This is a genomic window from Rhodococcus sp. Leaf247 (assembly GCF_001426185.1).
GTDB lineage: Bacteria > Actinomycetota > Actinomycetes > Mycobacteriales > Mycobacteriaceae > Rhodococcoides.
Map to the genome: position 1 here is coordinate 585,552 of NZ_LMRP01000002.1, position 20,935 is coordinate 606,486.

General features: G+C 66.8%; 22 protein-coding genes and 4 tRNA genes. 9 read left to right on the top strand and 17 right to left on the bottom strand.

The genetic code is table 11. From position 1 onward, the window contains the following. Positions 1-96 precede the first annotated feature (96 nt). The 3 genes from ASG64_RS11980 to ASG64_RS21790 are packed head-to-tail and all read left to right on the top strand — an operon-like array spanning position 97 to position 5,056. Positions 97-1,752, top strand: coding sequence for an MFS transporter (locus tag ASG64_RS11980; RefSeq protein ID WP_442971134.1), 1,656 nt, complete (start codon positions 97-99; stop codon positions 1,750-1,752). Beyond that, positions 1,749-3,416, top strand: a complete 1,668-nt coding sequence (locus ASG64_RS11985) for an MFS transporter (protein WP_082518406.1) — start codon at positions 1,749-1,751, stop codon at positions 3,414-3,416. The genes ASG64_RS11980 and ASG64_RS11985 overlap by 4 nt, the downstream gene beginning before the upstream one ends. Next, complete coding sequence (locus tag ASG64_RS21790; protein WP_056073818.1) at positions 3,413-5,056, top strand: NAD-dependent epimerase/dehydratase family protein; 1,644 nt, start codon at positions 3,413-3,415, stop codon at positions 5,054-5,056. The genes ASG64_RS11985 and ASG64_RS21790 overlap by 4 nt, the downstream gene beginning before the upstream one ends. Before the next feature lie 4 nt (positions 5,057-5,060). On the opposite strand, the gene ASG64_RS11995 is transcribed toward ASG64_RS21790, so the two are convergent. Then, on the bottom strand, positions 5,061-5,570 hold the full coding sequence (locus tag ASG64_RS11995; protein ID WP_056073820.1) for a DUF2505 domain-containing protein: 510 nt from the start codon (positions 5,568-5,570) through the stop codon (positions 5,061-5,063). A 36-nt stretch (positions 5,571-5,606) separates the two neighbouring features. Continuing rightward, entirely contained in the window at positions 5,607-6,887 is a 1,281-nt protein-coding gene (locus tag ASG64_RS12000) for an aminotransferase class I/II-fold pyridoxal phosphate-dependent enzyme (RefSeq protein ID WP_042574049.1), read from the bottom strand. A gap of 309 nt (positions 6,888-7,196) precedes the next feature. Here ASG64_RS12000 and ASG64_RS12005 point away from each other — a divergent pair, with 309 nt between their 5' ends. Next, positions 7,197-8,372: an acyl-CoA dehydrogenase family protein gene (locus tag ASG64_RS12005; RefSeq protein WP_231568641.1), complete on the top strand. Its 1,176-nt coding sequence runs from the start codon at positions 7,197-7,199 to the stop codon at positions 8,370-8,372. A gap of 12 nt (positions 8,373-8,384) precedes the next feature. Here ASG64_RS12005 and ASG64_RS12010 read toward each other — a convergent pair whose 3' ends face one another. Together ASG64_RS12010 and ASG64_RS12015 are read right to left on the bottom strand one after the other, a co-directional pair. Further along, a complete protein-coding gene (locus ASG64_RS12010) occupies positions 8,385-8,984 on the bottom strand; it encodes a class F sortase (protein WP_082518407.1) in 600 nt (199 codons plus the stop codon). Positions 8,985-8,997: 13 nt separating this feature from the next. After that, positions 8,998-9,699 carry a CHRD domain-containing protein gene (locus ASG64_RS12015; RefSeq protein WP_056073823.1) on the bottom strand — a complete coding sequence of 234 codons (702 nt, stop codon included), beginning with the start codon at positions 9,697-9,699 and terminating at the stop codon, positions 8,998-9,000. A gap of 95 nt (positions 9,700-9,794) precedes the next feature. Here ASG64_RS12015 and ASG64_RS12020 point away from each other — a divergent pair, with 95 nt between their 5' ends. Further along, a complete protein-coding gene (locus tag ASG64_RS12020) occupies positions 9,795-10,430 on the top strand; it encodes a sigma-70 family RNA polymerase sigma factor (RefSeq protein WP_235579578.1) in 636 nt (211 codons plus the stop codon). Then, entirely contained in the window at positions 10,430-11,125 is a 696-nt protein-coding gene (locus ASG64_RS12025) for a hypothetical protein (RefSeq protein ID WP_056073828.1), read from the top strand. The genes ASG64_RS12020 and ASG64_RS12025 overlap by 1 nt, the downstream gene beginning before the upstream one ends. Before the next feature lie 79 nt (positions 11,126-11,204). On the opposite strand, the gene rplL is transcribed toward ASG64_RS12025, so the two are convergent. Both rplL and rplJ read right to left on the bottom strand, forming a co-directional pair. Continuing rightward, positions 11,205-11,591, bottom strand: a complete 387-nt coding sequence (gene rplL, locus ASG64_RS12030; RefSeq protein ID WP_027504561.1) for a 50S ribosomal protein L7/L12 — start codon at positions 11,589-11,591, stop codon at positions 11,205-11,207. A gap of 109 nt (positions 11,592-11,700) precedes the next feature. Continuing rightward, positions 11,701-12,255, bottom strand: coding sequence for a 50S ribosomal protein L10 (gene rplJ / locus ASG64_RS12035; RefSeq protein ID WP_042574052.1), 555 nt, complete (start codon positions 12,253-12,255; stop codon positions 11,701-11,703). Positions 12,256-12,589: 334 nt separating this feature from the next. Between rplJ and ASG64_RS12040 the strand changes: the two genes are divergently transcribed. The 3 genes from ASG64_RS12040 (at position 12,590) to ASG64_RS12050 (ending at position 15,839) form a co-directional block, all read left to right on the top strand. Next, the gene (locus ASG64_RS12040) at positions 12,590-12,787 is read left to right on the top strand and encodes a hypothetical protein (protein ID WP_042574053.1); all 198 of its coding nucleotides are present in this window, start codon (positions 12,590-12,592) and stop codon (positions 12,785-12,787) included. Positions 12,788-12,899: 112 nt separating this feature from the next. Next, a complete protein-coding gene (locus ASG64_RS12045) occupies positions 12,900-14,891 on the top strand; it encodes a CocE/NonD family hydrolase (RefSeq protein ID WP_082518408.1) in 1,992 nt (663 codons plus the stop codon). A 15-nt stretch (positions 14,892-14,906) separates the two neighbouring features. After that, the gene (locus ASG64_RS12050) at positions 14,907-15,839 is read left to right on the top strand and encodes an alpha/beta fold hydrolase (RefSeq protein WP_082518409.1); all 933 of its coding nucleotides are present in this window, start codon (positions 14,907-14,909) and stop codon (positions 15,837-15,839) included. Positions 15,840-15,913: 74 nt separating this feature from the next. Here the strand turns inward: ASG64_RS12050 and rplA are convergent, their stop codons facing one another. The 11 genes from rplA to ASG64_RS12105 all read right to left on the bottom strand — a co-directional run bounded on the left by rplA (position 15,914) and on the right by ASG64_RS12105 (position 20,832). After that, entirely contained in the window at positions 15,914-16,633 is a 720-nt protein-coding gene (rplA, locus tag ASG64_RS12055; protein WP_042574054.1) for a 50S ribosomal protein L1, read from the bottom strand. A gap of 76 nt (positions 16,634-16,709) precedes the next feature. Further along, the gene (gene rplK, locus ASG64_RS12060) at positions 16,710-17,144 is read right to left on the bottom strand and encodes a 50S ribosomal protein L11 (RefSeq protein ID WP_042574055.1); all 435 of its coding nucleotides are present in this window, start codon (positions 17,142-17,144) and stop codon (positions 16,710-16,712) included. Positions 17,145-17,250: 106 nt separating this feature from the next. Further along, positions 17,251-18,102: a transcription termination/antitermination protein NusG gene (gene nusG / locus ASG64_RS12065; protein WP_042574056.1), complete on the bottom strand. Its 852-nt coding sequence runs from the start codon at positions 18,100-18,102 to the stop codon at positions 17,251-17,253. Between the two features lie 67 nt (positions 18,103-18,169). After that, a complete protein-coding gene (gene secE / locus ASG64_RS12070) occupies positions 18,170-18,598 on the bottom strand; it encodes a preprotein translocase subunit SecE (RefSeq protein ID WP_042574057.1) in 429 nt (142 codons plus the stop codon). Between the two features lie 109 nt (positions 18,599-18,707). Beyond that, positions 18,708-18,783: transfer RNA gene (locus ASG64_RS12075), tRNA-Trp, on the bottom strand. Positions 18,784-18,905: 122 nt separating this feature from the next. Beyond that, positions 18,906-19,334, bottom strand: a complete 429-nt coding sequence (gene hadB, locus ASG64_RS12080; RefSeq protein ID WP_056073830.1) for a (3R)-hydroxyacyl-ACP dehydratase subunit HadB — start codon at positions 19,332-19,334, stop codon at positions 18,906-18,908. Beyond that, positions 19,324-19,890 carry a (3R)-hydroxyacyl-ACP dehydratase subunit HadA gene (hadA, locus tag ASG64_RS12085; RefSeq protein WP_042574059.1) on the bottom strand — a complete coding sequence of 189 codons (567 nt, stop codon included), beginning with the start codon at positions 19,888-19,890 and terminating at the stop codon, positions 19,324-19,326. Before hadA ends, hadB begins: the two co-directional genes overlap by 11 nt. Before the next feature lie 253 nt (positions 19,891-20,143). Then, entirely contained in the window at positions 20,144-20,311 is a 168-nt protein-coding gene (rpmG, locus tag ASG64_RS21795) for a 50S ribosomal protein L33 (RefSeq protein WP_042574060.1), read from the bottom strand. A gap of 98 nt (positions 20,312-20,409) precedes the next feature. Next, positions 20,410-20,482 (bottom strand) — tRNA-Met (locus ASG64_RS12095). A 35-nt stretch (positions 20,483-20,517) separates the two neighbouring features. Further along, positions 20,518-20,590: transfer RNA gene (locus ASG64_RS12100), tRNA-Thr, on the bottom strand. Positions 20,591-20,749: 159 nt separating this feature from the next. Then, a tRNA-Tyr gene (locus ASG64_RS12105) sits at positions 20,750-20,832 on the bottom strand. Positions 20,833-20,935 lie beyond the last annotated feature (103 nt).

Below are 20,935 nucleotides of genomic sequence, written 5' to 3' on the forward strand. Positions count from 1 at the left end.
CTCGCGCACGCCGTTCGGCCGTCACATGCGCCGCACGACTTCTCGGGCAGGGAGCCTTCGACGAGAAGCAGGGTCGGGGAAACGGGGAATCACGTCATGGGCGCTCATTCAGGGACGGCAGCCGGTACCGGCTTCTCCATGGCCGAGCAGACGGGGCGGCGGCGGCAGATCGGCGCCTTCGCGGTCATCTGCATCGCCGAGCTGCTGATCGTGCTGGACATGACGATCATCAACGTCGCGCTTCCGTCCATCGGCATCGAGCTCCAGACAGGCATCTCCGGTCTGCAGTGGGTGGTGGACGCCTACACGCTGACGTTCTCGGGCTTGCTGCTGGCGTTCGGCAATCTCGGAGACCGCTACGGTCGCAAGCTGTTTCTCGTCGTCGGTCTCACCGGCCTCGGAACGGCGTCCGTGATCGGTGCGGTCGGTGACTCGCTCCCCCACGTCCTCACGTCGAGAGCGGTCATGGGCGTTTTCGCGGCCATGGTGCTGCCGGCCACGCTCGCCGTGATCACCAACCTGTTCCCGACGCCCAAGGAGCGCGCCCTCGCGATCGGCGTGTGGTCCTCGATCGCCGGAGTCGCCGTCGCGATCGGACCCGTGTCGGGCGGCTGGTTGCTCGAACACTTCTCCTGGCACTCGGTCTTCTGGCTCAACGTCCCCGTCGCGCTCGTCGCCGTCGTCCTCGTGGTCCTCGTGGTTCCCGAGTCGAAGGCCGCGTCGGTGGGTCCCCTCGACATCCCCGGCGTCGTCCTGTCGATCGCGGGCGTGACTCTCCTGGTGTTCGTCGTCATCGAGGCTCCCAATTTCGGATGGACGTCGTGGCGCACCCTGCTCGGGCTGCTGCTCGCCGTCGCCTTCCTGGTCGCATTCGTCCAGCGCGAGCGGCGCATCACCTCACCGGTGCTCGACGTCAGGCTGTTCACCATCAAGCCGTTCGCGTGGCCGGCCGTCTCGATCGCCGTGGGCTTCTTCAGCCTCTTCGGCTTCCTGTTCCTCATCACGCAGTACTTCCAGGGCGTCCGCGAATACTCGCCCCTGGCCTTCGGTATCGCGACGTTGCCGTTCGCCGCCGCCCTCGCGGTCAGCTCACCCGCCGCCACGATCATCGCGCAGAAGATCGGGACCATGCCCGTCCTCGTGACCGGCCTCGTCCTCATCGGCGCCGGGCTCCTGGTCGCGGGACGGGTGGAGATCGACAGCTCCTACCTCACCCTGGTGCTGCCGGCGATGCTGTTGCTCGCAGTGGGAATCGCGATCATCCAGGGCCCCGCAACGGAATCCATCATGTCCTCGCTTCCCCTCGACGAAGCCGGGGCGGGCGCCGCCGTCAACGACACCACCCGCGAGATCGGCGGCACCCTCGGTGTGGCCGTGCTGGGATCCATCGTCGCCTCCTACTACGTGTCGACGGTGCGTCCCCTCGTCGACGCCATCCCGTCGGCCATCATGAGCGACACCGAGAAGGGGTACGCGCAGTCGAGCGTGCTGAGCGTCGTCGAGATCCAGAAGCGCGACCTGCCCTCGATGTTCGAACCCCAACGCGCGCAGCTCATCCTGGAGATGAAGGAAGCTGCGCTGCGCGGATCCTCCATCGCCGCGTACGTCGCGGCAGGTGCGGTCTTCGTGTGCGCCGCCGCCGTCTTCTTCATGTTCCCGGCGAAGTACCGCACGACGGGAATGCTGGCCGAGACCGAGTCGGACACCGCATCGTCGCCCGACACGCCTGCGACGACGCCCGACCCGCAGTGACGGGGCGCCATTCCGCGGTCGCCGCGAAACGTGCGCTCCGATCGGCCGAGTCGTCGTCGCGCCTTCTCTCGACGCCACGACGAACGGCCGCGTTCCTCGTCATCTGTCTGGTGGAACTCCTCGTCGTGCTGGACAACACGGTGGTCAACGTCGCGCTTCCGGACATCGCCACGTCGTTGCGCGCCGACTTCAGCAGTCTGCAGTGGATCGTCGACGCCTACATCCTGACGTTCTGCGGCCTGCTCCTGGCGTTCGGCAACATCACGGACCGCATCGGCCGCCGACGCATGCTCCTCGTCGGCGTCGTCGGCTTGGCCGCGACTTCGATGCTCGGCGCCGTGGCGGACAATCTGCCGCAGTTGATCGCGTCCCGAGCACTGATGGGTGTGTTCGCCGCGGCCGCGCTGCCCGCCACCCTGGCCGTCATCATCGACATCTTCCGCACTCCCGCAGATCGTGCTGTGGCGATCGGTATCTGGGCATCCATCGCGGGCGTGGCCATCGCGATCGGACCCGTCTCGGGCGGCTGGCTCATCGAGCACTTCAGCTGGCACGCGGTGTTCTGGCTCAACGTTCCCGTCGCGGTCGTCGCGGTGATCGGCATCTCGCTCATGGTCCCGGAGTCCCGCGCCGCGACGGTGGGCCCGCTCGATGTGATCGGCGTGCTCCTGTCCTTCTCCGGCGTCTCGCTGCTGGTGTACGCGCTGATCGAGGCACCGAGCCACGGGTGGATCACGCCGACCACTCTCGGCGGCATCGCGGTTGCCGTCGTTCTGTTGTGCGCGTTCGTCGTTCGGCAGATCCACAGTCGGAGCCCCATTCTCGACGTGCGACTCTTCCTCGTCCGCCCGTTCGCTATGCCCGCACTCGCCATCTCGGTCGCCTACTTCTCGTTGTTCGGCTACGTCTTCCTGATCACGCAGTACTTCCAGGGCGTCCGCGGATACTCGCCGCTCGAATTCGGCATCGCCACCATCCCTTTCGCCGTCGCTCTCGCCATCTCGGCGCCGCTGGCGACGACGATCGCGCAACGCATCGGCACCATGCCCGTCATCGTGACGGGACTGGTCCTGGTCGCTGTCGGGATGGTGATGGCCGGACAGGTCGGGATCGACTCCTCCTACCTCGGATTGCTCCTGCCGACGATGATCGTGCTCGCCGTCGGGATCGCGGTGATCCAGGGACCGGCCACCGAATCCATCATGTCGTCGGTACCGGCGGACGAGGCGGGCTCCGGATCGGCGGTCAACGACACGACCCGCGAACTGGGCGGTGTCCTCGGCGTCGCGGTGCTGGGATCCATCTCCGGGTCCTACTACCGGTCCTCGATAGGTCCACTGGTGGAGACGATTCCGGACCAGATCCTGTCCGATCGCGACCGCGCGTACGTGAACGGCAGCTTCCTCAGCGTCGACCAGATCCAGGCATACCCGATCCCCGAGATGTTCGCCGGTATCCGGGACAACCTCGTGGAGTCCATGAAGGAGGCCGCGATGGCGGGATCCTCGGTGTCGTCCTACCTCGCCGCTGCGGCCGTGCTCGTCTGCGCCGTCGTCGTCGCCCTCATGCTCCCCCGCCGTCACCGCACATCAGGAGTCATCCGCATGGAACCGTTCGATCTCGACCAGTCCGGCACGATCGAGCAGACGCGACATCGTTCGTGAGCGGCCTCGTCGTGGCCGTCACCGGAGCGACCAGCGACTTCGGCTCCGTCATTCTCCCTGCGTTGCTGGAGGATCCGGCAATCGAGCAGGTCGTCGGGCTGGGCCGACGAACCCCTCGGGTGCGCCACCCCAAGTTGCGGTCCGTCTCGATGGACATCCGCTCACCCGAACTCGAAACCGTGTTCGCCGGCTGTGATGTCGTGATCCATCTGGCGTTCGTCGTCGAGGAGCAGCGCGACAAGGCCGCCATCCACGAGGTCAACCTCGAGGGGTCGCGCAACACCGTCGAGTGTGCTCATCGCGCCGGAGTCCGATCGATGGTGATCGCGTCGAGCGTCAGCGCCTACGGTCGGGAAGACCTACCGGTGCCGGTGACCGAGGACGAGTTCCCCACCGCGGATCCGTTGCGCTACTACTTCTTCGACAAGGCGGAGGTCGAGCACTTCGTCGAGTGGTGGCTGCGCCGACACCCGGGAGGGATGTCGATCGCGATGCTGCGCCCGACCTACGTCGTGGGCACCCATTTCTCCAACGACGGTATCGACACGTTGACCGGGTCGGTCGTCGCGTTTCCCGATCCCGCACAGTCCCGCTACCAGTTCATCCACGAGGACGATCTGGCCGACGCCTTCCACCGCGCCGTCACCATCCCTCTGACCGGGCCGTTCAATCTCGGACCCCGTGACTGGCTGGGTGTCCGCGAACTGGGCGCGATGCAGGGTCAGCTCGTGCTGCCCGTTCCGCTCCGGCTGCTGCGCACCGTCGTCGACCTCGCCTACGCCCTACGGATCCTGCCCTTCTCCAGTCACTGGATCTCGTCCGGCGAGGCCGCGGTCGACTCGACGGCGTTCGAGAGGGCCACCGGTTGGGTTCCGACGATGACATCCGCGGAAGCCGCGTCGATCATGGTGCTCCTGAGCGGGCGGCCCGTTCTGGCGCGCCGTCACGCGCCGCTGCGTAACCATGTGTGCGAGGCCGCCGTCGACGGCTCGACCCGGCGCGTGAAGACCTGGGGCGACATCGATTCCGACATGAAGCTGTTCGCCGCCGAGCTGGATCGCGCCGTCGAGACCTGCGAGCACCTCCAGGTGGCCACCCCCACCGGATCGGTCCACCTCGAAGTGCACGACGGGGTCGACGCTCGGGACGGCGCCGACGGGACCACCGTGGTCGTCGTCGTTCCTCGCGGACTGCACGCTCGCTACGGAAGCGCCCTGGCACGCACACTCGCCGACACCGGCCCCACCGTGGCGTTGCTGGACCTACCCGGCCACGGATTGAGCACGGGTCGACGTGGACGGGCGACCCGACGTGCCGGTGCCGACGCGATCGCGGCTGCCGTCCGTCACTTCGGCCCGTCGACGGTGCTCGTGGTCCGGGTGCCCCGCACACGCCGCCGAGGAACGGCGTCCAGACTCCGCCTCGGCGTGGACACGCTGTCCTCCGTGCCGGGCGTGGACGGGTTGCTCTCCGCACGTAGCGGACCTCGTCTCCCCGCATTCCTCCGAGGGGACGAGAAACTGGAGTGTGCCGCGACGTCGGACTACACCTCGGTGCGACTTCCGCGGCGAGCCACCCTCACATCCGGACGGGGTCAACGACGGATCGTCGACGCCGTCCTGCGAGCACTGAAGGGCTGACGGGTCAGACGCGGTCGCGGTCCAACCACGCGGCCGTGAACTCGCGCTCCGTCTCGAAGCTGCGGTCCATCTCGCCCACCATGATCTTCTCCACCACCGGGCCCATCACCGGGACGGACGCGACGACGGTCCCGACGAACCGCAGGACACATTCCTGCGGTCCGACGGGAATCAACTCCAGCCGGCCGTCGATCACCACCGGCATCTTGGCGACACGCAGGGTGTAGGTGCCCTCCGCGGAACCGTCGTCACGCGGCGAGTTCCAGGACTCCGTGCACCGAGCCGACATCGAGTTACCGGCGAAGCGCTGCAACGCTTTCGGCAGAGCAGCCGCATCGAGCGCCTGATCGACGACGGACGTCACCGACCCGTCCTCGACCCGGTGCTCGACCACGCGGCTTCCGCCCCCGATCTCGGCTACGCGGTCCTGCCAGTACTGCGCGTCCGTCAAGGTCGCGTGCAGGACCGAGGCCGAGCACCGATACGTGGTGCGTTGGTCCACCGACGCCGTCATGCGGCCGGATCCCCGGCGATACGGCGAGTCACGCTGTCAGACTCCCGCGGGTGCGGCCAGGACGGCACCCACCTCGGCGGGGGTCTCGTCGCCGCCTGCGGCGTTCTCGCCCAACAGCAGACCCATCTGCTCCACGACGTAGTCGAGCTGGGTCGTCGTGTGGTCGGGCTGGACGCACAGACGAAGGAGTGCGCCGTCCCGGGCCACCGCGGGGAACATGGCGGCGGAGGCGAAGATGCCCGCGTCCCAGAGCTTGCGCCACGTGTTCACCGTGCGCAGATCGTCGCGGACGTTCACCGGAACGATCGGCGACACCATGTCCGTTCCGTCGGGAAGCGGGCTCGGAGCGTGCACGTCGACACCGGCGGCCACCAGACCGTCGTGCAGATACCGCGCGTTGGCCAACGTGCGCGTGGCGCGCTCGGCCCCCTCGTCGGTGCGCATCAGTTCGACCGACGCCAGGGCCGCACCGAGTGCCGCCGGGACACCTGCCGTGGTGAAGAGGAAGGTCCGCGCATGCACGCGCATCGCGTCGATGATGTCCTTGGAGCCTGCGACGAATCCGCCCGACGATCCGAGACCCTTGGAGAGGCAACCCATTCGAGCGTCGATATCGTTCTCGATGCCGAACAGTTCCGCGGCGCCGGTGCGGTTCGGTCCCATGACGGCGACGCTGTGCGCCTCGTCCACGAAGAGCGCTGCGTCGTATTTCTCGCACACCGCCGCGATCTCGTCGAGCGGGGCCAGATCACCGTGCATCGAGTACAGGCCGTCGACCACCACCATGACGACGCCGGTGGACCGAGAGAGCTTCTCCTCCAACTGATCCACGCGATTGTGGCGGAATGCCCGAATTGTCGCGCGGGAGAGCCGGCACGCGTCGTAGATGGACGCATGGGCGGCGGAGTCGACGATGATCGTGTCGCCGACACCGCACAGCGCGCTGATGCCTCCCAGGTTCGCCTGGTAGCCCGTGGTGAAGACCAACGCCTGCTCGGTGCCGTGCCAGTCGGCCAGGGCCTCTTCGAGTTCGGTGTGCAACGAGATGGTGCCGTTGAGCAACCGGCTTCCGGTGACGGTGGCGCCGTACTTGTCCAGGGCCGCTGCGGCACCCGCACGCACCACGGGGTGGTCCGCCAGGCCCAGATAGTTGTTGGACCCCAGCATGATGACGCTACGGTCCTCGACGTCGACCACCGGTGCGTTGACGGATTTCATGACCCGGAAGAACGGGTTCTGATCGTGTTTGGTCAGCACACGATGCGCCCAGATGCGCTTGTCGTGGCGGATTCTGTCGAGCATTCTCTGCGAGCTCATATGTCGCTCCAAGATCCGAGGGGGGTAGGTGACGTGCGAGTGCTGTCGCCTCTGCGCGGCGCTCGTGCGCCGCGTGGTCGTCTACCGTTCGAGCCTACGGTTCCGGGCTGTTCCTGGAAGGCACCGACAACTGTGAGTAGCGGCCAACGATGACAGGCCCTCTTGTGGGATACAACAGCGGTTGAGGAAGGCCCGATCGCGGTCGATCCCGACGTCGAATACTTGTGAACGTCAGAGACGTCCTCAGCCGGACGGCGTCCTTCGCCGCGTCCCGAGCGACCGTTCTCTCAGCCCCCGAAAGGACACGACATGTCCACTCTCGTCGACACCGAGAAGCCTCGCACCGGCTCCGACGTCACGTCCCCGCGATCCATGCTCGTCGAGCGTGCCACGCTCCGACGCCTGCTCCCCGCACTCGCGGACTATCTCGAGGCCACCCCGCTGTCCGTCCTCGAGGCGCCCGGCAGCGACGCGATCGCGACCTTCCGCGATGCCGGCGGCTGCGGACTGATCGCACCGGAATCGCTCGGTGGGCTCGGCGCCACTGCCGTCGAGGCTCTGCGGGTTCACCGCGCCATCGGTGCGCTGTCGCCGTCCCTCGCCGCCGCCGTGACCATGCACCACCTGTCGATCGCCACCATCATCGAGATCGCTCTCGCGGGCCCGGAGGACGAGCTGCCCCTCGTGGCGGGTCTCATCGAACAGAAGTCGATCATCGCCTCGGGGTTCGCCGAAGGCGCGGGAAGCACGCTCGTCCCGTCGGTCGACGCCTATTACGACGACGGTGACTACGTGGTCAACGGCAGCAAGAAGCCGTGCAGCCTGTCGAAGTCGATGGACTTCCTCGCGGCCAGCGTCGCCACGCGGGAGAAGAAGGGCGGCAAGACCCGTAAGGCCGTCGCGCTCATCCCCGCGTCGATGCCCGGCGTCTCGGTCAGACCGTTCTGGACCACGCACGTGCTCGCCGGCGCCGAGAGCGAGGAGGTCGTCCTGGAGGACGTGCGAGTTCCCGTGTCGCTGACGATGGTCGGCGCTCTCGACGACCCCGACGGCGCACACGAACTGACGGGTTTCCTGTGGTTCGGCATCCTCGCCTCCGCCGGATACATCGGTGCGGCAACGGCATTGGTGGAGCGTCTCATCGGCCACCCCAAGGTCACCGATTCCGTCTACACGTCGGCGGCAGCCGAGCTGGAGTCGTCGATCGCGGCTCTCGAGGCCGTCGCGGCCGCGATGGACTCCGGTGAGCGCGGCGCCGACATCTCGGCTCGATTGCTGTTCTGCCGCATCGCGCTTCGAGGCGCACTGCGACGTGCGGTCGATGCCGCCGTGACAGCACTGGGCGGCATCGCGTTCATCACCGACCCGGACATCGCGTACCTGCAGTCCGTCGTGTCGGCGTTCGCGTTCCACCCGCCGTCGATCCGCGAGACCGAATCGTCCCTCGCGGCCTACCACCGCGGCGAGAACTTCTCTCTCGCCTGAGGCGGTCTCGCGTCACCCCACGCGGGTGCCGAAGACGACGAGGTTGTTCTCGTAGGACCCCGCGTCGTCGTCGAAGACTCCCGCACACGTGATCAGTCGGATCTCGTCACGCGGGACGGCACCGAACACGCGTGCGGTCGGGAACTCGGACTTGGCGTAGTCGCCGATATCCGTGACCCGATATTGCGCGGGGACGCCTGACGTCGTGGTCACCGTGACGTCGTCTCCCACCGACAGATCGCGGAGGCGGAAGAACACGGCAGGGCCCGTGGTCGAGTCGACGTGACCGGCCAGCACCGTGGGTCCGACCTGATCGGCCGCGCCGGGACGCCCGGGGCGGCCGCCGCCGGTGAACCATCCGACGTCGTCGTAATCCTCGGGAACCGCCATGGTGTTGTCCGAGTTCAGCCCCAGCTCGATCAACGGTTCGTCCAGACCCATCTCGGGTGCCGACACCCGCGCCGGGACGAGAGGCCCCGTCTCGGACGCAGTGGTGGCAGCGGGAGACGTCACGGACACCGCTGTCTCGGTGGGCGGTGCGGCCGGTGGTCGCGCGCAGGCGACCACCAGCCCCGTCAGGAGGAACGCGCTCGCGCGCGTCGACCATCTCATCCGCGTCGGTCGATCAGGAGTTCCGCCGACGGGCGACGCCCAGCCCGACGAGGGCTGCCACACCCAGCACGGCGGCACCGGCACCCGCGACGGTCGCGGTCGACGACTCGGCGACCGACCCACCGGCACCGGTCTCCACACCGCCGACGGGAATCGGGGTCAGCTGTCCGCGCACCGCGCCGGCGGCGAAGGCGGTGGTGTGACTGTCCGCGGCGAACCCGGCGGCGTTCGCCTCGATGGCCGCGAGATCGAAGTTCGTTCCGGTGTCGGCACCGTTCGCCATCACGCCGGTCGTGAACGGCCCCTGCAGGCAGCCGCTGCTGGTGCGAGGTCCGTCGCCGACCGGAGACGGGTTCGGGAATGCGATGCGCGGCGGGCCCGCAGCACCCACTGCTGCCTGATGAATGTGCGTCGCCGTCTTCGCCGGCGACATGTAGTCGCCGGTGACGCCCTCGAGGGTGATGTCGTAGCAGACGATGTTCTCGTCCGAGTTGATGCGGAACGTGAACGTGCCGGTCGCGCCGGGCTCACCCGGCGTCGCGACGCCGTCCGCGTTCAGGACCTGGTCCGGTGTGGCCATGGCCGTGAAGGCACTGGTGAACGACGACGGTTCGCCGACCGGTGTCTCGGCTGCTGCGGGGGCCGCGGTGAGCGCGAGGAACGCCGCGGCGCCTCCGGCGACGATGATCGTTCCTCGTGCAGTGCGTGTCGTCATGGTGGTCGTACCTTCCGATCGGGATGCGCGGACGTCCTTCGAGAGGGGATACGTCCGGTACGTCCGATCCGTTCACGTCGATCGAACGAGTTTGCGTGTCTCGACGTACACCCACCATGGAGGTCGCAGCGGCGTCGACGATGGGTAGGGTTCGTCCTGCACGGGCACCGGCGGACGACACCGCTCCCCCGACATCGAGGGAGCCGACGCTGACGATCTTCCGGTCACGCGAGAGCACACCGTTCGACCTCGCCGCCGCCTACGACGCCCACGGGTCGTCCCTGCTGGGTTTCGCCCTGAACGTGTTGCACGATCGTGTCGCCGCCGAGGACTGCGTGCAGGAGACCTTCGTGCGTGCGTGGCGAGCGCGGGACAGATTCGACGAGGCTCGCGGCGGAACCCGGACCTGGCTCTTCGCCATCGCACGCAACGTCGTCACGGACAGTCTGCGGGCGCGCGGCCGCACTCCGGTGGTCGCGTCGATCCCGGTGGCGGAGAACGATGCCGTGGAACCCGATCGCAGCGATCACGTTCTGACCCGGATGCGGGTGGTGGAAGGCCTGGCCACCTTGTCGCCCGAACATCGCCAGGTGGTGGTGGCGATCCACCTGACCGGCCTGTCCTACGCGGAGCTGTCGGCGGACACCGGCGTCGCGATCGGCACCCTGCGCACCCGCGCCTACTACGCACTGCGTGCCCTGCGCGCGCACTTCGACGGTCAGGAGACCTGATGACTCCGGGACATCCGCGACGAGAGGAACTGATCGCGGCCGCGGTGGCGGACGATCTGGACGACTCCGAGAAGGAAGAACTCCGCGCCCTGGTCGCGGCCGAGCCGACGGTGGCCGACGAGATCCGCGACATGCGGGAGACCGTCGCATCGCTGAGCCCGGCAGCAGGACTGGTGTGGGAAGACGATCACCCCGGCGACCTGCTCCGTCGACGGGTGGTCCGGTCGTCGGCACGTCCACGCCGCGCCACCGTGGTCGCTGTCGCCGCCGGCATCGCTGTCGGGGTCGCGGGGGTGTTCGGTGTACAGAGTGTCGTGGGGGAGTCCGGTACATCCGCCGATCTCACCGTCGCCGCGCCCGAGGTCGAGGGGGCACCGGGCGAGCTGGGCGCCTTCGAGGCGATCGACTTCACCGCGTCGAGTCCCGGCGTCAGTGTCGACGGCGGCCTGGTTGCTCACACGTGGGGCACCGAGACGGTCCTGGACATGCACGGTGTCCCGGTCGACGAAGCGTTCGAGGTGGTTCTGGTGGACCGCACCGGCGCGGATCGTTCCTCGGGCAGCTTCCTCGGCAGCTCCGTGACCATCGACTGCCGCATGAACGCGGCGGTCCTGCGTCCCGACGTCGCGGAGATCGAGATCCGGGCTGCGGGTGGAGACCTTCTCGCCCGCGCCGCACTGCCCACCGTGGGCTGACCTGGCGCACCGTCCCGAGAAACGAGAAAAGCGGCCGTACCCCCGAGGGGTACGGCCGCTCTCGCGCTGTGGAGCTAGATCACTTGATGGAGATCTTCGCGCCGGCAGCTTCGAGCTTCTCCTTGGCGGCGTCGGCCGAAGCCTTGTCCACCTTCTCCAGGATCGCCTTCGGAGCACTCTCGACGAGGTCCTTGGCTTCCTTCAGGCCGAGGCCGGAAACGACCTCACGGACGACCTTGATGACCTGGATCTTCTTGTCGCCGGCGCCCTCGAGGACGACGTCGAACTCGTCCTGCTCTTCAGCAGCCTCGGCGGGAGCAGCAGCTCCGCCGGCAGCAGCAACGGCGACGGGGGCAGCAGCGGTGACCTCGAAGGTCTCCTCGAATGCCTTCACGAACTCGCTGAGCTCGAGGAGGGTGAGCTCCTTGAACTGGTCGAGCAATTCTTCGGTGCTGAGCTTCGCCATGGTGGCGGTCCTTCCGTTGAGTCCTTGTCGCCGATCCGGGGACAGGGTGTTGGATGAGGGAAAGCCGGGGACCGGCCGTCCTTCGGGGAGTGCAGTCCTTGCGGATCAGCTATTCGGCAGCTGCAGCTTCCGGCGCAGATGCGCCTTCTTCTGCGGCACGCTTCTCCTGCAGTGCGGCCGCGAGACGTGCGACCTGCGATGCGGGAGCGTTGAACAGGCCTGCGGCCTTTGCCAGGTTGCCCTTCATCGCACCGGCCAACTTGGCCAGCAGAACCTCGCGGGATTCGAGATCCGCGATCCTGTTGACCTCGTCCACGGACAGCGCGCGGCCGTCCATGTAGCCGCCCTTGATGACGAGCGCCTTGTTGTCCTTGGCGAACTGCTTGATCGCCTTGGCAGCGTCGACCGGCTCACCATCGATGAACGCGATGGCGGTCGGACCGACGAACAAGTCGTCGAGGCCTTCGATGCCCGCATCAGCTGCGGCACGCTTGACCAGGGTGTTCTTGGCGACGGAGTACGTAGCTCCGGCACCGAGGGCCCGACGGAGCTCCGTCAGACGGGTGACCGACAGACCACGGTATTCCGTGACGACGGCCGCCGTGGCGCCCTTGAACTGCTCGGAGATCTCCGCTACTGCGGATACCTTCTCAGCCTTTGCCATACTTCGCCTCCTCTCGTTACTTCGAGTCGGCCTGGCCCGGAAAAGACGAAACGCCCCGGTGCAGGGCACACGGGGCGTGAGAATGCATGCAGGGCAAGCCTGCACGGATTCCTGGTCCTCGGTCCTCCTGCGTGGGTCGCCGGCTCGGCCGGACCTTCAATCGCCTTCTCCGGAGAGCGGACGATGACCAACGGTCTTGGGTGGAACAGATCAGGTGGAACCCACACGAGGTGAGGTCCGTCGAGAAGAGTACCCCGGGGTCGTACAGCAGCCCAAATCACCGCTGCCGAGGCTCCCGAGGTTGGAACACCGGCCGCGCGGGAACACCACGAGCATGGCCAACTACCGCGTACTCGACCCCACCGGATCCGTCGTCGACACGAAGGAGATCACCAACTCCACCGATGCCCACACCTGGTTCAAGGAGAGCAAGTCCGACGACGCCGAACTGGGATGGCGACTCGAAGTCGAACACGACGGTGAGTGGGCATTCTTCAGCGACAGCGAGGGCACACCCGAGGGCGGGAAGTAGGTACCGCGCCCTTTCGTGACATTCGACGACCGGTGAGCAGGCCGGTTGTCGAAGGGCAGGGAATGGCGTGTTGTGGGGCGCCGGTCACAGTCATGAGGTTGACTCGACTGTCATGACGACGCGACCGGCCCATGCACTCGTGCAACCCGAGCTGGTCCCACTCCCTGCCGTACCCCTCGAGCCTTCTCGTCGTGACCCCTCCGGAGGCGCTGACGGTCGTGCGTGGGCGGAACTCGTCGCAGCAGCGCCGGAGTTCGCCCGCGTCCACATCGACCGCGGCGCCTCCGTCACGATGTCCGACGGTGCGGTTCTGCGAGCCATCGTTGTCTCGCCCGCCGATTCGTCCGGCCGCGCCGTGGACTCTCGCTTTCCCGTCGTTCTCAACATCACCCCGTACAACTCCGTGCTGCTCGACTCCGTCGACGCGGTGCTCGCCGCTCCGGTGATCGGCCGGGCGCTGCGGTCGGCTTCGCGTGCCGTGGACTTCACCGGCACCCCGTTCGACGGGATTTCCGAGATCACCCGCGTGATCGCGGGCGGTGCCGCCGACCTTCTGACGGTCAACCGCCTGCTGGTACGCAGCGGGTACGTCCAGGTGATCGTCGACGCGCGTGGAACGGGCTCGTCGAGCGGCGTCTGGGACACCCTCGGGCCCCGCGAGCAACTGGACACCCTGGAGATCCTCGAGTGGATCCGTCAGTCGTCGTGGTGTGACGGCCGCGTCGGGATGGCCGGAATCTCCTACTCCGCGATCAACTCGCTGCAGGCCGCGTCCGCAGGGTCCGCCGGGCCGGACGCGGTGTTCGCCGTAGAAGGGTCCGAGGACATCGTCCGGGAGATCTTCGCGACCGGCGGCGCTCCGTCCCTGTTCATCCCGCTGTGGCTCACCGCGGTCAACACTCTCAAGTGGGTTCCGACACCGCGGCTGCTCGCACGGGGCGGCCGAGCGTGGCTCGCGGACCGATTGCGTTCTCCCGCAACCAATATCAGCAATCTGGTGAACGGCTTCCTCACCGGGTCCGACCCACGGATCTACGACGACCCGTCCTTCGACACCATCGACCCGCGCATCGAGGACATCTCCGTCCCCACCTTCCTGTACGGGTGCTGGCACGACATCTTCGGCGGCGCCGCCCCCGACATGTACAACCGGCTGACCGTGGAGCGCGGCCGCAAGCAACTCCTCGTCGGCGACGGATACCACGGCAATCCGGGCATCGGTTTCGGGGAACCGGGGTTCCCACCGCGTCTCGACGTGCTCGAACGAGCATGGTTCGACAAGTGGCTGCGCGGCATCGACAACGGCATCGACCGCTACGGCCCGGTGACGCTGCGTCAGCAGGGCGGCGGATGGGAGGCCCACGGCCGGTTCCCGGCGCCCGCCGCCGTGCCTCGGCGCCTCTACCTGAGCGCCGACTCGTCCGGGACCGCATCACACAGCCGGCACGACGGATCTCTGCACTTCGAGGCGCCGACCGACACGGCGCGGTTGACGGTGAAACCGGGGTTCCGCACCGTCGTCTCTCGCGACACCACGCAGGTCCTGGCCGGTGTGCCCGCGGTGCTCGGCGGAGGATTCACCTACGACAACCGGTTCGCGGAGGGCGACGCACTGACGTTCACCACACCACCCGTCGTCGACACGGTCGTCTATTCGGGACCGGCCAACGTCCACCTCCGGACCGTCTCGCGCGCCCGTGAGGCGATGTGGGCCGTGATGCTGTGCGACGTCGCCCCCGACGGAACACCGACCGTCCTGACCAACGGCGCGCTGCTCGCCTCCCGTCGCGCCATCGACGACGACGCGAGCACCCTCACGGACGACGGCGGCTACCTCGTCGCCCATCACCCGTTGACCCGCGAATCCCTGCTTCCGGTGGTCCCCGGGGACAGCATCGTCCTGGACATCGAACTACTGTCGACGGAAGCTGTCCTGCACCCCGGACACCGCCTGAGGCTCGACATCTTCGCAGCCGATGCACCGCGTTTCGTACCGATACTCCCCGACCGCCTCCGCACCCGGTGGCGCGCACAGGACGTCGCGATCGATCCGGAGAACCCCAGTTTCATCACGTTGCCGCTGCTCGGTGAGCCCGGCTGGTAAGGAAATGAGAGAACCATGACCGAAGGACGCCACGCCGATTCGGACGTCGACGTACGAGTCGGCACAGCGCAGGTGGGCGACATCGAGATCGCCTACGAGGACATGGGCGACGTGAACGACCCGCCCGTCCTGCTCGTCATGGGCCTGGGTTGCCAGCTGTTGACCTGGTCGATGCCGTTCTGCCGCAAGCTCATCGATGCGGGCTACCGCGTCATCCGCTTCGACAACCGCGACATCGGACTGTCGAGCAAGATCGAGGGCGCCCGGGTCACCGGCAACCCCCTCCTCCGCCTGATCCGCCACGAACTGGGGCGACCCAGCACGGTTCCGTACACCGTCGTCGACATGGCCGGCGACGCCGTCGGTCTCCTCGACCACCTGGGCATCGACAAGGCTCACATCGTCGGCGCGTCGATGGGCGGCATGATCACGCAGGTGGTCGCCGGGCAGCACCCCGACCGCATCCTGTCGGTGTCGATCCTGTTCTCGAGCACCAACGAGCCGTTCCTCCCGCCGCCGGACATCCGCGCCCTCGCCCCGCTACTGAAGCCGCCGCCCAAGAACGCCACGCGGCAGCAGATCATCGAGCACCAGGCGACCACGTTCCAGACGATCGGCAGCAAGCAGTTCCCCACCACCCGCGAGGAGCGCGTCGCCGACGCCACCGAGGCATACGACCGCGGCTACTACCCCGCGGGCATCGTGCGCCAACTCGCCGCCATCACGGGAACGGGCAGCCTGGCGAAGTACGCGAAACGGATCACCGCCCCGACCGTCGTCATCCACGGGACAGCCGATCCTCTCGTCCGGCCGGCCGGTGGCAAGGCCATCGCTAAGGCTGTGAAGGGCTCCACACTCGTGCTCGTGGACGGCATGGCTCACGACATCCCCAATGCCCTCGTCGACCGAGTCATCGGGGCGATCCTGGAGAACACCGCCAAGGCCTGAGCCTGGCGGGCCCGACAACGCGAAAGGCCGGTACCCCTCACGGGATACCGGCCTTTCGTGGCTACGGAGACGAATCAGGCGTTCGCGTCGTCCTCGAGGAGGTTGCGAGTACGGTTCGGGTCCACCGGGATGCCCGGTCCGGTGGTGGTCGAGACCGTGATCTTCTTGACGTAACGGCCCTTCGCCGACGACGGCTTCGCACGCAGGATCTCGTCCAGCGCAGCGCCGTAGTTCTCCACCAGCTTGGCGTCGTCGAACGATGCCTTGCCGATGACGAAGTGCAGGTTGGCCTGCTTGTCGACGCGGAAGTTGATCTTGCCGCCCTTGATGTCGTTGACAGCCTTGGTCACGTCGTTGGTGACCGTGCCCGTTTTCGGGTTCGGCATCAGGCCACGCGGTCCGAGAACGCGGGCGATGCGGCCGACCTTGGCCATCTGGTCAGGGGTGGCGATCGCAGCGTCGAAGTCGAGCCATCCGCCCTGGATCCGCTCGATCAGGTCCTCTGCGCCGACCTCGTCCGCGCCGGCTGCGACAGCCTCGTCGGCCTTTGCACCTGCGGCGAAGACGATGACGCGGGCGGTCTTACCGGTGCCGTGGGGCAGGTTGACGGTGCCGCGCACCATCTGGTCCGCCTTGCGGGGATCGACGCCGAGACGCATCGCGACCTCGACGGTCGGATCGAACTTGCTCGACGCCGTGTCGCGCGCCAGCTTGGCAGCGGCGAGCGGGGAGTAGAGCTGGTCCTGGTCGATCTTCGCTGCTGCGGCCTCGTAGGCCTTGCTGCGCTTTGCCATGGTGATATCCGTTCGTTGTGTACGAGCGTGGTTGACGAGCCTGGCCGGCTCTCCCACGTAATGCTGGTCGGCTCAATCAGCCCTGGACTGTGATGCCCATCGAGCGAGCAGTACCGGCGATGATCTTCGCGGCCTGGTCGATGTCGTTGGCGTTCAGGTCCTCCGCCTTGGTCTTGGCGATCTCGCGCACCTGATCCATGGTCACCGTGGCGACCTTGGTCTTGTGCGGCTCGCCCGAACCCTTGGCGACGCCGGCTGCCTTGAGCAGCAGCTTGGCGGCGGGAGGCGTCTTCAGCTTGAAGTCGAAGGTCCGGTCTTCGTAGACCGAGATCTCCACCGGCACGACGTTTCCACGCTGCGACTCGGTCGCGGCGTTGTACGCCTTGCAGAACTCCATGATGTTGACACCGTGCTGGCCGAGGGCGGGGCCCACGGGAGGTGCCGGGTTGGCCTGACCGGCCTGGATCTGAAGCTTGATGATCCCGGCTAGCTTCTTCTTCTTGGGGGGCATCTGTAATTCCTAGGTTGTTGCGTGATTCTCGGATTTCTTGCGGTACGGCTGCAAGTTTCGGGGAGGTCGCGGATCCTTGACTCCTCGACGCCGGAAGGCGTCGGAGCTAGATCTTGGAGACCTGGGTGAAGCCCAACTCGACCGGTGTCTCACGGCCGAAGATGGACACCAGCACCTTGAGCTTCTGCTGCTCGGCGTTGACCTCGCTGATGCTGGCGGGGAGCGTCGCGAACGGTCCGTCCATGACGGTGACCGACTCGCCGACCTCGAAGTCGACCTCGATGGTCGGCTTCGACGACGTGTCGCCACCGGTCTCGCCGGACGTGCCGGCTCCCGCGGTGGCCTTCTTCTTGTCCTCCTGCGGCATGAGGAACTTCACGACCTCGTTGATGGTCAACGGGGACGGACGCGAGGTCGCACCGACGAATCCGGTGACGCCGGGGGTGTTGCGGACCGCACCCCAGGACTCGTCGTTGAGTTCCATGCGCACCAGGATGTATCCGGGCAGAACCTTGCGGTTGACCTGCTTGCGCTGGCCGTTCTTGATCTCGGTGACCTCTTCGGTGGGAACTTCCACCTGGAAGATGTAGTCACCGACATCGAGGTTCTGGACACGGGTCTCGAGGTTGGTCTTCACCTTGTTCTCGTACCCGGCGTACGAGTGGATGACGTACCAGTCGCCGGGCGCGCGTCGGAGCGCAGCCTTCATCTCGGCGACGGGGTCGACGGGCTCTGCATCGATGGGGGCGTCGTCCGCGACGACTGCATCCTCGGTGTCGGCAGCCTCGGCGGCGTCGGTGTCGACGTCCTGGCCGGTTGCTGCTGCCACGTCGGCCGCGATGGCCTCGTCGGTCTCGCGGTCCTGTGCGGCCTGCTCCGCTTCGAGGCCCTGCTTGGTCGCCTCGACCTGAGCGTCGTAGGCGGCCACTTCGGTGGCGTCGTTATGGGGCGTGCTCACGAAAGGCACTCGCTTCCTGTATTCGTTCCGGTCGTTCTCGGGCGGTCGTCGTCGTGCAGGTCCGGCATCAGCCGAACAGCCACTGGACTCCCTTGATGAACGCCAGGTCCAGCCCACTGATGTAGGCCACCATGAACGTCACGAACACCAACACCACTGCGGTGTAGGTGACCATCTGCTTGCGGTTGGGCCAGATCACCTTGCGCAGCTCGGCGACGACCTCGCGCAGGAACTTCCGCAGGCGCTTGAAGACGTTCATCTTCGGCGTCGCTTCGGCCCGTGTGCGACCGGCCACGCGTGACGCGGTGGCCACCGACTTCCCGGCAGTGGTGTTCGACGGCGACGAGTCGCCGGCGGGACGTGATCGACGTGCCGCACGCTTACCGGACGGACGAGCCGCGGAGTCACCGTTCCCGGCAGCACTGCCGGCGTCGACTGCGTCGCCCCCGGCGAGGTCCTCGGACCCGTCGGAGCTGCTGTCGCGCGGATCGCTCACGAACGTTCCTCTCGGTCATCGGCAGGGCTGCACGCCAGGATGTCTACGCGTGAAGGTCTTCTGCACTCGGTTGATCTGCGCCGCGATCCGGACGAGGAACGTCCGGACGTGGCAGGGGCGACAGGACTTGAACCTGCAACCTACGGTTTTGGAGACCGTTGCTCTACCAATTGAGCTACGCCCCTTCGACCCGGCCGGAGCCGGTTCGACCCGTGGACGGACAGCGCAGAGCGCCGTACGACCGACGGAAATCTCAGTGTACTGCACATGGGGACACCCCCGAAATCAGCAGACGAGGAACGCCGTCTCAGCCCAACCGAACGGTGGCGACAGCGCGACCGAAGATCTTCTTCCCCGCCGACTTCGCGGTGATCGCGACGACGGCCGTGCGCGCCTCGACGTCCACGGACTTGATCTTGCCGGTGAAGTCGACCTTCGACGCTTCCGTCTCCTTCACCAGCACAGGACTGGTGAAGCGCACGTTGTACTCGGTGATCGCACCGGGATCGCCCGACCAGTCCGTGACGAATCCCGCGCCCAGACCCATGGTCAACATGCCGTGCGCGACGACGTCGGACAGGCCTGCCAGCGTCCGCGCGACAGGATCGCTCCAGTGGATGGGATTGGGGTCTCCGGAGACGCCCGAGTAGTTCACCAGATCGCCGCGCGTGAGCTCGTAGGTCCGGGACGGGAGATCCTGACCGACCGCGACCTCGTCGAAATGTCTACGCGTCATGCTTCATCACACCTTTCGCCATGTCGAGAGCATCCTGATCGCTCCCACCGCCGCTGCGTGCCACCAATGTCGTCCACGACGTCATCACCTCGTCGCCGGCCTCGTCGGTCACGATGTTCTTCGTGATGATGATGTCGCTGCCGCCCATCTGACGGAACGAGTCCAGACTCACGTCGACGGTCAGACGGTCTCCCGCGACGATCGGACGGTGGAACTCGAGCCGCTGATCCGCCTGCATGATCTGCGACAGGTCGTACCCGGTGATGACCTCGTCGAACATCGCCTTCTGCGCGATGATCCCGACGACGGAGATGAAGGTGGCCGGCGCCACCAGGTGCTCGTACCCGAGCTCGGCTGCGGCGTCCTCCGAGATGTGGGCCGGGTGATCGTTCTGCACGGCCCGGGAGTACTCACGGACCTTCTCGCGACCGATCTCGTAGAAGTCGGGCATGCGGTAGTGATGGCCGACCTTGCTGGCCGTGTGCGCTGCCGGATCGACCGGACGACCTGCACCCGACTCCGTGGACACTGCTTCGATGGACGCTGTGGCGGTCACGTCGATTTCCCCCCCGAGGATGATGAGGAACTCACCACGGGCGACTGCGGGCGTCGGCCGACAGCGATCCTGACGGCCCCGCCGATTTCCCTGACGGGTCTGTCGGGCGAGTTCGAGAACAATGGTGTCGAGACGATCGGATTCGAGATCGCCACGGCGGAGTTCGGATCACCGGCGCCGAAGCGGACTGCGCCCGAACATGCGTCAGCGCTGCCACGCCCCGTGGGGTGTGGCAGCGCCGAGGTGCGAACGATCAGCGAGATTCGCGGTGCGAGCGGTGAGTTCCGCAGTTCGGGCAGAACTTTTTGATCTCGAGGCGATCGGGATCGTTGCGGCGATTCTTCTTGGTGATGTAGTTACGGTGCTTGCACACCTCGCACGCCAAGGTGATCTTGGGCCGAACGTCAGTGGAGGAGGCCACGTCGATGCCTGCTTTCGGTAGAACGTTGATGCGGGTGCTGCGCAGGTCGTGGAGTACCGGACCCCGCTGCGCGCAGCAGCGGCGGAGTCCCTGTCGAGTAGCGATGGCCGGACTTGAACCGGCGACACAACGATTATGAGTCGTTTGCTCTACCGACTGAGCTACACCGCCTCGGTGCCGAACGCCGGCAGGCGCTCGGTCCCGCGAGCCCCCTAACGGAATCGAACCGTTGACCTTTTCCTTACCATGGAAACGCTCTACCGACTGAGCTAAGGGGGCAGGTTCGGCGCACGGCAGGCGTGCGTCGAAGCCTTCGAAGACATTACACAGTGCCGCAACTTCGCACCAAATTGGCTGGTCCAGACGTTGCGTTCGGCGTTTCGTCCTCGTTCTACGCGACGAACCCCGGCAAAGGTTCTCACCGGGGTCCGTCGGGTGTGGCAGATGTAGGATTCGAACCTACGTAGGCATAAGCCGACGGATTTACAGTCCGCTCCCATTGGCCGCTCGGGCAATCTGCCGTGATCGCACGACTCGGGCGAAGATTCTCGTGAGTCCGCGAGATTTCCCCTTCGAGGTGCGATAGGCAGAATACAACGACCGCACCCCCGGATTGCAAACCGG